Here is a 12,054-nt window from a genome sequence, read left to right on the forward strand (position 1 = left end):
ATCCTGACGTTCGGGCTGCCGGTGAGCTTATCGAGGACGGGCAGCAGCGGGGTAATCAGCCGAAAAATCCTCACCCATCTGTGAGATCGGAGGAAAAATGGAAATGAGAACGCAGGTTGGCGACAACTTTCCACGCGAACGAGGGATGACCCCATGAAGGTCGGAGTTCCCCGCGAGGTCAAGAACAGCGAGTACCGCGTCGCACTCACCCCCGCGGGCGTCCACGAACTGGTACGCCACGGGCACCAGGTCCACGTCGAGCGGCAGGCGGGCCTCGGCTCGGCCATCCCGGACGAGGACTACGCCGCGGCGGGCGCCGTCATCGCGCCGCACGCCGACGAGGTGTGGGCCACGTGCGACCTGATCATGAAGGTGAAGGAGCCGGTGGCCGAGGAGTACCACCGGATGCGCAAGGGCCAGATCCTGTTCACCTACCTCCACCTGGCCGCCTCGGGCCCCCTGACCAGGGCCCTGCTCGACTCGGGCGTCACGTCCATCGCCTACGAGACTGTGCAGAACAGGGACGGCTCGCTGCCCCTGCTCGCCCCGATGTCGGAGGTGGCCGGACGGCTGGCGCCGCAGGTCGGCGCGTACCACCTGATGCGCTCGCAGGGCGGCAGGGGCGTGCTCATGGGCGGCGTGTCCGGTGTGCGGGCGGCGAACGTCGTGGTGATCGGCGCCGGGGTGTCCGGCATGAACGCCGCCGCCATCGCGCTCGGCATGCAGGCCGAGGTGCTGCTCCTCGACCGCAACATCGACAAGCTCCGCCAGGCGGACATGATCTACCAGGGCCATTGCCAGACGGTCGCGTCGAACACCCTGGAGATCGAGAAGGCCGTGCTGGAGGCCGACCTGGTCATCGGCGCGGTGCTGGTGCCGGGGGCCAAGGCGCCCACGCTGGTCACCGACGACCTGGTGAGCCGGATGAAGCCGGGCTCGGTGCTGGTGGACATCTCGATCGACCAGGGCGGCTGCTTCGAGGGCTCGCGGCCGACCACGCACGCCGAGCCGACGTACCGGGTGCACGAGTCGGTCTTCTACTGCGTGGCCAACATGCCGGGCGCGGTGCCGCACACCTCGACGTTCGCGCTGACCAACGTGACGCTGCCGTACGCGCTGGCCGTCGCCGGCAAGGGGTGGCGCGAGGCGGTCCGTACGGACGCCGCCCTGGCCGCGGGCGTGAGCACCCACGAGGGACGCCTGACCAGCCGGCCGGTGGCCGAGGCGCACGGCCTGGAGTGGACGCCGCTGGAGGAGGTGCTGGCCTGAGCCGCGGCCCGCTGGCCGGCGACCTCCGGCGGAACCCCGGACAGATGTCGAGGGCCCGGCCGGAGCCGGGCCCTCGACGTCTGGCGAAGGGGTGTTACTTGGACTGGCTGGGCGAGGGCGCCAGCGTCTCCATCGGGGTGTTGCCCGTCGGCGCGGGCGGCAGCGGAGCCTGGTCGGCCGTGGTGGTAATGGCGTCCTGGCCGCCGCAGATGGCGCCCGGCTCGGGGGTGTCACGGCCGTTCTGGTACTTCTTGATGAAGGCCGGGAGCTTCGGGTCGGACGGGTCCTGGAGCTTGAGCTGGTGGCCCCACGTCGAGGCGACGATCGGCGCCGGCAGGCCCGGGTAGGGGCTGACCAGCATGTAGTCCTGCTGGCCGGTGGAGGTGGCCACTTCCTTCAGCGCGTCGAGCTGCGCCTTGGGCAGGTCGGGGCGGTAGGTGATCCAGACCGCGCCGTGCTCCAGCGAGTGCACCGCGTGCTCGTTGTGGATCGGCTTGTCGTAGACCGCGCACTGCTGCCAGTAGTTGTTGTGCTCGCCGCCGACGGGCGGGGTCTCCTTGTAGGTGACCGTCTTGGCGACGTGCTGGCCGGCCTCGTACTTGTAGTTGGCCACCGCGTCGAGCGAGGTCGCGCGCGCCTGGTTGACCAGGTAGACGCCCACCACGCCGACGAGGAGCACGACGATGAGACCGCCCGTCCCCCACATGAGCAGTGCGGCGCGGCGTTGTTTGCGCTGCTGCTCGGCCCGCATCTTCTGCAGATGCTCGCGCCTCGCCTGCGCCTTCTCCTTCGTCATCGTCCCTCCAACGGCTACCTGACTCCGGTCACCCTATGCCCTACCGGCGTATGCGGAGAATAAGAGGCGCATAAGCGTCGGATCACAGCTTGCGCGGGCATGGGTACGCTGGACGAGCCATGGAAAAGCCCGCCAGAAAACCCGTTCTGATCGTCTGCGCCGTGCTGGTGCTCCTCGCCGCGGCGTTCCTGCTGTTCGGCCGCGACTCCACGCCCGGCGACTCCTCGCCCGAAGCCGGGTTCGCCCGCGACATGGCCACGCATCACGCGCAGGCCGTGGAGATGGCGTTCGTCATCCGGGACAAGAACCCGGCCAAGGAGATCAGGAACCTCGCCTTCGACATCATCACCACGCAGTCCAACCAGCGCGGCATGTTCCAGGGCTGGTTGCAGCAGTGGGGTCTCGACCAGGCGACCGACCAGCGGCCGATGGCCTGGATGGCGGGCCACGGCCACGGCGCCACGCCGGCGACGCCCGGCACCGCCCCCGGCACGATGCCGGGCATGGCCTCGCCGCAGGAGCTGGCCAAGCTCAAGGAGCTGCAGGGCGTCCAGGCCGAGGTGCTGTTCCTGCAGCTCATGATCCGCCACCACGAGGGCGGCGTGGAGATGGCCGAGGGGCTGCTCAAGCTGTCCAAGCGGGACGAGGTGGCCGGCATGGCCCAGAAGATCGTCCAGGGGCAGAGCGGTGAGATCAAGCTGATGACCGACCTGCTCAAGCAGCGGGGCGCGCAGCCGTACCCGTCGATCCTGGCCTCCTGAACCCCGCCCGGGGCGGCGTGAGAGGCTGGAGGCCCGGAGCGCGGAAGGGCGGGCGCCATGATCACCGCAAGGGCTGAGACGGTCGTCGTGGGGTCGGGCCCCAACGGGCTGATCGCCGCGGTCATGCTGGCCCGCGCCGGGCGCGAGGTGCTGCTGCTGGAGGCCGCCGACCGGTTCGGCGGCGGGCTGCGCTCCGGCGAGCTGACGCTGCCCGGCCGGGTGCACGACCTGGGCGCCACCGTGATGGCGATGGCGCTGGCCTCGCCGGCGTTGCGGGCGCTCGACCTCAAGGGGGTCGAGTTCGCCCATCCCCCGGTGGCCGCGGCCCATCCGCTCGACGACCGTCCGGCCGTGCTGCTGCACCGCGACGCGGCCCGTACGGCTGAAGGGCTCGGCAGGGACGGCGGGGTCTGGCAGGCGACCGCGGGCGCGGCGGCGCGGGCCGGGTTCCCGCTCATGGAGGTGCTGCTCAGCCCGCTCGGGCCGTGGCGGGCCGGGCCGGGCACGTTCGCGCGGGCGGCCGGGTTCGGGGCCGCGGCCGCGCTGCCGGCCACGACGTTCGGCCGGGTGGCGCTGCGCACCGTCGAGGGGCGGGCGCTGCTGGCCGGGCTGGCCGCGCACTCCATGCTCGACCTGCGCTCCCCCGTCAGCGCCGGTTACGGGCTGGTGCTCGGGGCGCTGGCCCACCTGGTGGGCTGGCCGGTCGTGCGCGGCGGCTCACAGGTGCTGGCCGACGCGCTGGTGGCCGAGCTGCGTTCGCTGGGCGGCGAGGCGGTGACCGGCCACCGGGTCGAGCGGCTCGACGAGCTCGACGCCCGGACGGTGGTGCTCGACGTGACGCCCCGGCAGTTCCTCGCGATGGCCGACCTGCCCGCCGGTTACCGCCGCGGCCTGCGCCGCTACCGGTACGGGCCCGGCGTCTTCAAGCTGGACTGGGCGCTCGACGGCCCGGTGCCCTGGCGTGACCCGGAGGTCGCGCGGGCCGGGACCGTGCATCTGGGCGGGACGCTGGAGGAGATCGCGCTCGCCGAGGCGGAGGTCGCCGCCGGACGGCACTCGCCCCGCCCGTACGTGCTGGTCGTGCAGCCGTACGCGGCCGATCCGACCAGGGGCGGGCACACGCTGTGGGCCTACTGCCACGTCCCCAACGGCTCGGCCGTGGACATGACGGACGCCGTCGAGGACCAGATCGAGCGGTACGCGCCCGGCTTCCGCGACCGGGTGCTGGCCAGGCACGCCACCGGCCCCGCCGCCCTGGAGGCGGGCAACCCCAACCTGGTCGGCGGCGACATCGGCGGCGGGCTCAACGACCTGGTCCAGCTCGTGCGGCGGCCGGTCTGGTCGGCCGCGCCGTGGCGCACCCCGCTGCCGGGGGTGTTCCTCTGCTCGTCCTCGACGCCGCCGGGGCCCGGCGTGCACGGGATGGGCGGCTGGCAGGCCGCCCGCCTGGCCACGCAGGCGGAGCGGCACGCCTCCTGACCGCCGGTCAGGCCCGCATCTCCTCGGCGACCGCCGCCGCGAACGCGTCGACGTCCGCCTCGGTGGTGTCGAAGGCGCACATCCAGCGCACCTCGCCGGTCGCCTCGTTCCAGGTGTAGAAGCGGAAGCGCTTCTGCAGCCGCTCGGTGACGTCCGCCGGCAGGATCGCGAAGACCGCGTTGGCCTCCACGGGCCGGGGCAGCCTGACGCCCGGGATGCGCCCCACGGCCTCGGCCAGCCGCCGCCCCATGGCGTTGGCCTGCCGCGCGTTGCGCAGCCACAGGTCGCCCGAGAGCAGCGCCTCGAACTGCGCCGAGACGAACCGCATCTTGGACGACAGCTGCATGAACGTCTTGCGGATGTAGTCGACGCCGGTGGCCGCCGACGGGTTGAGCACCACGACGGCCTCGCCGTACAGCAGGCCGATCTTGGTGCCGCCGAAGGAGAGCACGTCCACGCCCGCGTCGGTGGTCAGGGCCCGCATCGGCACGTCGAGCGCGGCGGCGGCGTTGGTCAGCCGCGAGCCGTCGAGGTGGACGAGCAGGCCGAGCTCGTGCGCGTGGGCGCAGATCGCGGCGATCTCCTCGGGCGTGTAGACGGTGCCCCACTCGGTGGTGTTGGAGATGGACACCACCTTGGGCTGGGCCCGGTGCACGTCGCCGAAGCCCCACGCCTGGCGGTCGATCAGCTCGGGGGTGAGCTTGCCGTCGGGCGTGGGCACGGTGAGCAGCTTGATGCCGCCCGCCACCTCGGGGGCGCCGCCCTCGTCGGTGTGGATGTGGGCGCTCTCGGCGCAGATGACCGCCTCCCAGTGGGCGGTCATCGCGCGCAGCGAGACCACGTTGGCCGCCGTGCCGTTGAAGACCGGCCAGGCCCGCGCCCCGTCGCCGAAGTGCCGCTGGAAGACCTGCTGCAGCGCCTCGGTGTAGACGTCGTCGCCGTAGGCGATCTGGTGACCGCCGTTGGCCTGGACGATGGCCTGGAGGATCTCCGGGTGCACGCCGGCGTAGTTGTCGCTGGCGAACGCCTTGAGCTGGGGGTCGTGCCGGGGGATCAAGAAGTGAGGTCCAATCGGGTGCCGTTGATGTCTGCGGCGGGGCGGTCGTAGAGGCCGGCGATCGCCGCCGCCAGGTCGCCGACGTCGGTGAAGCCGGGGAACTTCGCCTCCGGCTTCGCGGCCCTCATCGCGTCGTTGACCAGGGCCTTCACCACCAGTATGACCGCTGCCGCGTTCGTGTCGGACAGCGCGTCGGCCAGGGAGAGCGTCCAGGCCTCCGAGGCCGCCTTGGCCGCCGCGTAGGCCGCGCCGCCCGCCGTGGGCCGCTGGGCGGCCTTGGCGGAGATGATCACGAACCGGCCGTTGTCGCTCTTGCGCAGCAGCGGCTCGAAGGCCAGCGACACGTGCTGGAGCGTGCGGATCAGCAGGTCGTGCAGGGCGTCCCAGTCCTCCAGGCGGGTGTCGGCGAACGTGCGCGAGCCGCGCCAGCCGCCGACCAGGTGGACCACGCCGTCGACCCGGCCGTGCTCGGCGTCGATCCGGGCCGCGAGGTCCTGGACGGCCGCGCGGTCGAGCAGGTCGACGTCGTCCTTGTCGACCCCGATCACGGTGTGCCCCTGCTTGCGGAAGTGCTCGGAAACGGCTTCCCCGGTGGGGCCGCCGGCCCCCGTCACCAGGATGATCATGCGCGGATCCCCTTAGTCGACTCGACCACGTCTGTCAGCTTACGGCGCAGGGCCTCGTAGAACATGCTGAGCGGGAACTCGTCCGGCAGCACCGCGTCCACCTTGGCCTTCTGCTCCTCGGGCAGGGCCTGGACGCCCTTGGCCCACACCGAGCCGGGCGCCGGCGGCACGTACGCGCTGACCAGCTCGTGCGCGGCCAGCCAGTGGGCCAGCTTGGACCGGTCGATGCTGTCGCGGTACAGCTTCTCGACCTCGCCCCGCAGGTCGGCGACGCCGCCCGCGACCCGCTCCCAGTCGATCGTGAGCCGGTTGTCGGTCCAGCGGATGACGTCGTTGCGGTGCAGGTACGCGAACAGCAGCTGGCCGCCCAGCCCGTCGTAGTTGCGCACCCGGTCACCGGTGACCGGGAACCTGAACAGCCGGTCGAACAGGATGGCGAGCTGCACGTACCGGGCGTGCGGCACGCCCTTGCCCTCCAGCTCCACGGCCTCGCCGAACGCCGTCAGGTCGCAGCGCAGCTCCTCCAGCGAGTACAGCCAGTACGGCATCCGCTGCTTGATCATGAACGGGTCGAACGGCAGGTCGCCGTGGCTGTGCGTGCGGTCGTGGATCAGGTCCCACAGCACGAACGTGTCCTGGGCGAGCTGCTGGGAGTCCAGCAGGCGGGCGGCGTCCGGCGGCAGGTCGAGCCGGAGCGTGGCGGCGGCCGCCGCCGAGACCCGGCGGAACCGGGCGGACTCGCGGTCGGCGAAGATGCCGCCCCAGGTGAAGCGGGCCGGCGCCTGGCGCACCGCGACCGTCTCGGGGAACAGCACGGCCGAGTGGGTGTCGTAGCCGGAGGTGAAGTCCTCGAAGGCGATCGGCACGAACATCGGGTTGTCGTAGCCGCCCGCCTCCAGCCGGGCCAGCCAGTCGGGCCAGATGGTGCGGATCCAGACGGCTTCGAGGTTGCGGTTGAGGTTGCCGTTCTGGGTGTACATGGGGAACACCACGACGTGCTCCAGGCCGTCCACGCGCTGGGTGTCGGGGTGGAAGAGGTCCAGGGCGCGCAGGAAGTCGGGCACGCCGAGGTCCTGCTCGGCCCAGGCGGCCAGGTCGTCCTGGACGGCCTGGAGGTACGCGGCGTCATGGGGGAAATAAGGCGAAATTTCGCCCACCCGGCGGCCGATCTCGGCGACCAGCGCCTTGGCCCGCTCCTTCTCCTCCGGCACCGAGCCGTCCTTGACCTGCAGCGGGCGCAGCTCCTCCACGGCCTCCTTGAGCCGGGCGAACAGCGCGGCCTTGGCCTCGTCCCGGGAGCCGGCGGCCTCGTCGCCGCCGGGGACGCGAGCGGCCCAGGTGATCACGTTGCCCCAGAGCCTGCGGTGGTCGTAGTCCTCGATCGAGTCGTCGCCGAACAGGTCGGAGTCGGCGAACACGACGACCCGGCCCTTGCCGTGCCGCAGGGCGACGGCCAGCGGCGCGCCCGCCGGGTCGGCGGTGGCCGAGGTGGCGAACAGGACCGTCGCCTCCTGCGGGGCGGTCAGCACGCCCGAGCGGTAGAAGCAGGCCCGCTGCACGCCGGCCAGCACGCCGTCGCCCGTGGCGCGCTCGGCCAGCACCCAGGTGGCGACCTCGCGGTGGGCGTTCTTCGGGTCGCGCACGGTCGTGTGACCGACGCCGACGCCGAAGCGGGCGAGCAGCTCGGCGACGTTGTTGCCGTACTTGTCCTGCTCCTCCTCGGCCAGCACCACGAGCCCGCCGCCCTCGGCCACGAACGCCTCGACGGCGTCCAGCTCGGCGGGGGCGAAGACGGGGCTGCCGTGGCCGGTGGTGCGCTCCCACCGGTCGCCGGACGGGTGGGCGATCACCAGGACGTCCTGGCCGGCCAGCGCCCCGGCCGTGAGGGCGCCCTCGGTGTGGGCGAGCACGTCGTGCCCCAGATGGCGCAGCGCGGCGGCCGCGCGCGCGTAGCTGTTGTCGTCGGGGTGGGCGGGATTGATGGTCTCGGCGACGTCGCGGCGGATGGTCCACGACTCGCTGTGGGCCTCGTCGAACAGCACGCGGGGGAACGATGGCATGAAATATCTCCTGTTGCTACCGCCTTCTCACGGAAAATATACACATACATACCCCCCTGTCCGTCAAACCTCAGGCCGCACCAGGGCGCACAACCCCTGATTCGTAGGCGAAGACGACCGCCTGGGCCCGGTCCCGCAGGCACAGCTTCATCAGCACCCTGGCGACGTGCGTCTTGACCGTGGCCTCGCCGACGTACAGGTCTCTGGCGATCTCGGCGTTCGTCAGCCCTCTGGCCAGCAGCCGCAGCACCTCCAGCTCGCGCGGCGTCAGCTCGGCCAGCATCGGCGAGGGCGTGGGGTCGGCGCGCCCGGCGAACGTGGCGATCACCCGGCTGGTCACGGCCGGGTCGAGCAGCGCGTCGCCGGCGTGCACCACCCTGATCGCCTCCAGCAGCTGCTCGGGCGGCGACACCTTGAGCAGGAACCCGCTGGTGCCGGCGCGCAGCGCGGCGTAGAGGTTCTCGTCGGTGTCGAACGTCGTCAGCGTGATGACCTTGGGCGGCGAGGGCGTGTCCAGCAGCTCCTTGGCCGCGGCGAGCCCGTCGAGCCGCGGCATGGAGATGTCCATCAGGACGATGTCGGGTCTGGTGCGGCGGGCCACCGCGATGGCCTCGCGTCCGTCGCCGGCCTCGCCGACGACCTCCATGCCGGGGTCGCTCTCGACGACCATGCGCAACCCGGCCCTGACCATCGCCTGGTCGTCGGCGATGACGATTCGTATGCCCACAGGCGGAGGGTAGACGGCCGATGCCCGGCTTGGACACCCAGGTCAAGCCGGGCACAAGTCAGTTACAAGTCTACGAAAGGCGCACGCTCTGCCTGATGCGCGTCTGGACGGCGTCGTCGCAGGTGTTCTTGGCGCAGAAGTACATCACGAGCATGGTCTTGGGCTGACGGTCGATGACGTAGCTGACGAATCCCAGCCGGGTGCCGCCGGCCGGGTCGTGCAGCACGCCGTCGAAGCGGGTGGCCGGGCTGCTGCCCGCCTGGTCCTGGACCGGCTTGCCCAGATCCACCTGGCCGGGCAGCAGGTTGTCCATCTTGCTCTTCATCTGCTCGGAGTCGCCGCCCGCGTCGAGGGTGTCGGAGACCTGGACGTACACGCCCACGGCGCTGTCGGGGTCGTCGGCGACGATCTGGGAGATCGCCGACCAGTCGGCGCCGGGACCGGCCACGAACAGCGACTCGAACTCGGTGGCGTGCGGCGAGGCCACGGCGAACAGGTCCTGGTGGGTGCGCGCGGTCCAGTCGCCGGGGTACTCGAAGGCCAGCGGCGCGGCGGCGCTGGCGGCGTAGCGCGACCAGGTGTCGCCGCGGTGGTTGAAAATGATCATCGCGACCAGCGTCAGCGCGGCCACGGCGGCCACCAGCGTGACCACCACGATCGGCAGCCGCCCCGGCCGCCTGGCCGGCGCCGTGGGATGGGTGGGGGCGGCGCGCCGGGAATGGTCCTCGTGCGGCCCCGAGGGCTGCCCCAGGCCGTGCGGGCCCGTCCCTGGCACCGCGTACGGGCTCTGCTGCGGCCCGGTCTGAGGGACGGCCTGGGGCCCCGTACGAGGGCCCGTCAGCGGGCCCGCCGCTCCCGGCACCGGCGCCGCGTGCGGGCCGGTGCGCGGGACGGCGTGCGGGACCAGATGCGGCCCCGACGGGTGCCGGCCGCCCGGCTCGGCCTCCTGGCCGCTGATCGCGTCGCGCAGCGCGGTCACGAACTCGGCGCAGGTGGCGTAACGCTGCTCGGGCGCCTTGGCCAGCGCGCGCGCCATCACGACGTCCACCTGCGGCGGCAGCTCGGGACGCAGCTGCGACAGCGGCGCGGGCTGCTCGGCCAGGTGCGCCCACAACAGCGCGATGTCGTTCTCCCGCTGGAACGGCAGCCGCGCGCTCAGCGCCTCGTAGACCACGCAGGCCAGCGCGTACTGGTCGCACCGGCCGTCGATGTGCTCCTTGTTGATCTGCTCGGGCGACATGTACCGGGGCGTGCCGATGAACTGGTCGGTCTGGGTCAGGCCGGAGATCGACGAGCGGTGCTTGGTGATGCCGAAGTCGGTCAGGTAGACGTGGTCGCCGGCCAGCAGGATGTTGGCCGGTTTCACGTCGCGGTGGATCAGGTCGTGGGCGTGCGCGGCGTCGAGTGCGGCGGCCGTCTGGGCGAAGATCTGGCTGGCCTGGGCGAGCGGCAGCGGGCCCCGGTCGTAGATGAGCCGGCGCAGGTCGAGGCCGTCCACGTAGCGCATGGCGATGTACAGCACGCCGTCGGCGTCGGCGTTGGCCTCGTAGATGGGGATGATGTTGGGGTGCTCGATGCTGGCGACCGTCCTGGACTCCAGGATGAAGCGCTGGCGGAACCTGTCGTCCACGGAGAGCACCGGGTTGAGGATCTTCAACGCCACGCGGCGGCTGAGCCGGGGGTCGAGCGCCAGGTAGACGACAGCCATGCCGCCCTTGCCGACGATGTCCTCGATGTAGTACCCGGCCACCTCCTGGCCGATGAGCGATCTGTCGTTCAATTGCATCACGTCTCGATGGGATGGCCGCAGTAGCCGCAGAATCGATGGGCCGGGCCGAGCCTCATGCCGCACGAGGTGCAGTACTTGACCGGCGGCGAGTCGGGGGCGGTCATCACCTGCTGCTGCTGCGGGACCGCCAGGAACGGCTGCGAGCGCCGTACGACGACGGTCTGGCTCGCGCCCTCGTCGAAGGGCGAGGGCACCGGCAGGGGCTCCGGCAGCTCGACCGGTCTGTCCGGGGCCCGCCGCCGCCACAGCAGGAACACCAGGCCGGCCCCGGCGATGAGCAGCAGCCCGGCCGCCACCAGGAACGGCCACAGCGGCGTGGAGCGCGACGGGGGCGCCGCCGCCTGCTTGGTGCCCTGGTCCTCGGGCCCGCCGCGCTTGGCCAGCGACGTCTTGAGCAGCGTGGCGGCCACCACGTTGCCGGGGTAGAGCTCCAGCACGCGCTGGAAGCCCGGCGCCGCCTCGGTGTAGTACCTGGTGTGGTAGCGGGTCAGCGCGGCCTCGAAGGCGGTGTCGATCGCGCCCCGGCGCGGCGCGACCTTGGCCGCGGCCAGGGTGGCGGTGATCTCCCTGACGCCCAGCATGGTGGCCGACTTGCCGCCGCCGATGAGCATGCCGATGACGTGCCCGTCCTTGTCGCCGATCACCGGCGCGCCGGCCAGGCCCTGGTCGGCCAGCGCGCCCAGCTTGACCGGCTCGTCCACCTTCTTCTCCGGGTCGGCGAACGGCCTGCCGGACACCCCGGCCTGGCCGCCCTTGGCCAGGTGGGCGATCTGCACGGTCTCCTGGACGCCGGGCCCCGGCCGGCCGAGGAAGCCGGCCACGTTGGTCGGCGAGCCCTCCTGCTCGGGCACCTTGTCGGCGAGCGGCGCGGTCGGCATGCCGACGCTGCCGGCGGCGGGCGTGAGCGGGACCAGCACGGCGGGGGTGTCGGGGGTCTTGCCGGCCTTGATGCACTTGTACTTCAGGCCCTGGCCGGGCGGCGAGACGTTGGTGAACACCGTGATGTCGGTGGTCACGTCGATGATGCAGGTGGCGGTGCTGGTCTTGGGCGGGTAGCACTCCTGCAGGTGGTGGTCGAGCAGGTCGTCCTTGAGCTTGTGCTTCTGGTAGTCGAGCGGGATCTTGACCTTGTGGTGCTCGGCGAAGATCTTGTTGGCGGCGTAGACGGCGACGTCATCGGGGTTGACGGCGTTGCGCCTGAGCGTGACGACGTCGCCCTCGGGGTTGACGACCGTCCCCGTGCCCGAGGCGAACGGGATGTCGTAGGAGCGCTCCACGTGTTTCAGCTCGCCGATGTGGTCGAGCAGAGTGATCTCCACATGGGACACCGCCTCCACCCGCACCACGGCCGGCGTCACCAGGTCGGTGATCCCGCTGGGATGGTTGTGGGCCGCGGCGGGAAGAGCCGCGGGGATCGCGAGCAGCACGAGCGCCGCCGCCACGCTGCCCGCCAGAGCTGTGATGCGCGCCATCTTGGCTCCAAACACTGA

The 12,054-nt window shown here is 71.8% G+C and carries 10 protein-coding genes; 3 read left to right on the top strand and 7 right to left on the bottom strand.

Features of this window, described 5'->3' with window-relative positions:
• The first annotated feature begins 153 nt into the window (after nt 1-153).
• The gene (ald, locus tag AB0J71_RS01505) at nt 154-1,269 is read left to right on the top strand and encodes an alanine dehydrogenase (protein WP_352323880.1); all 1,116 of its coding nucleotides are present in this window, start codon (nt 154-156) and stop codon (nt 1,267-1,269) included.
• A 94-nt stretch (nt 1,270-1,363) separates the two neighbouring features.
• Here ald and AB0J71_RS01510 read toward each other — a convergent pair whose 3' ends face one another.
• Complete coding sequence (locus tag AB0J71_RS01510; protein ID WP_352328500.1) at nt 1,364-2,065, bottom strand: DUF3105 domain-containing protein; 702 nt, start codon at nt 2,063-2,065, stop codon at nt 1,364-1,366.
• A 119-nt stretch (nt 2,066-2,184) separates the two neighbouring features.
• On the opposite strand from AB0J71_RS01510, the gene AB0J71_RS01515 reads away from it, so the two are divergent.
• Nucleotides 2,185-2,826: a DUF305 domain-containing protein gene (locus AB0J71_RS01515; protein ID WP_352328502.1), complete on the top strand. Its 642-nt coding sequence runs from the start codon at nt 2,185-2,187 to the stop codon at nt 2,824-2,826.
• A 57-nt stretch (nt 2,827-2,883) separates the two neighbouring features.
• Nucleotides 2,884-4,305, top strand: a complete 1,422-nt coding sequence (locus AB0J71_RS01520; RefSeq protein WP_364411921.1) for an NAD(P)/FAD-dependent oxidoreductase — start codon at nt 2,884-2,886, stop codon at nt 4,303-4,305.
• Nucleotides 4,306-4,312: 7 nt separating this feature from the next.
• Here the strand turns inward: AB0J71_RS01520 and AB0J71_RS01525 are convergent, their stop codons facing one another.
• The 6 genes from AB0J71_RS01525 to AB0J71_RS01550 all read right to left on the bottom strand — a co-directional run bounded on the left by AB0J71_RS01525 (nt 4,313) and on the right by AB0J71_RS01550 (nt 12,036).
• The gene (locus tag AB0J71_RS01525) at nt 4,313-5,362 is read right to left on the bottom strand and encodes a low specificity L-threonine aldolase (protein WP_352328505.1); all 1,050 of its coding nucleotides are present in this window, start codon (nt 5,360-5,362) and stop codon (nt 4,313-4,315) included.
• On the bottom strand, nt 5,359-5,988 hold the full coding sequence (locus AB0J71_RS01530; RefSeq protein ID WP_352328507.1) for an SDR family NAD(P)-dependent oxidoreductase: 630 nt from the start codon (nt 5,986-5,988) through the stop codon (nt 5,359-5,361). The genes AB0J71_RS01525 and AB0J71_RS01530 overlap by 4 nt, the downstream gene beginning before the upstream one ends.
• A complete protein-coding gene (locus AB0J71_RS01535; RefSeq protein WP_364411924.1) occupies nt 5,985-8,048 on the bottom strand; it encodes a DUF6421 family protein in 2,064 nt (687 codons plus the stop codon). The genes AB0J71_RS01530 and AB0J71_RS01535 overlap by 4 nt, the downstream gene beginning before the upstream one ends.
• 70 nt (nt 8,049-8,118) lie before the next feature.
• Nucleotides 8,119-8,775: a response regulator transcription factor gene (locus tag AB0J71_RS01540; protein WP_125630960.1), complete on the bottom strand. Its 657-nt coding sequence runs from the start codon at nt 8,773-8,775 to the stop codon at nt 8,119-8,121.
• A gap of 70 nt (nt 8,776-8,845) precedes the next feature.
• Nucleotides 8,846-10,561 (bottom strand): protein kinase, encoded by a 1,716-nt coding sequence (locus AB0J71_RS01545; protein WP_364390912.1) that lies wholly within the window; start codon nt 10,559-10,561, stop codon nt 8,846-8,848.
• Complete coding sequence (locus tag AB0J71_RS01550) at nt 10,561-12,036, bottom strand: hypothetical protein (RefSeq protein ID WP_364411927.1); 1,476 nt, start codon at nt 12,034-12,036, stop codon at nt 10,561-10,563. The genes AB0J71_RS01545 and AB0J71_RS01550 overlap by 1 nt, the downstream gene beginning before the upstream one ends.
• Nucleotides 12,037-12,054 lie beyond the last annotated feature (18 nt).

Source organism: Nonomuraea sp. NPDC049637 (assembly GCF_040675235.1).
Lineage (GTDB): Bacteria > Actinomycetota > Actinomycetes > Streptosporangiales > Streptosporangiaceae > Nonomuraea.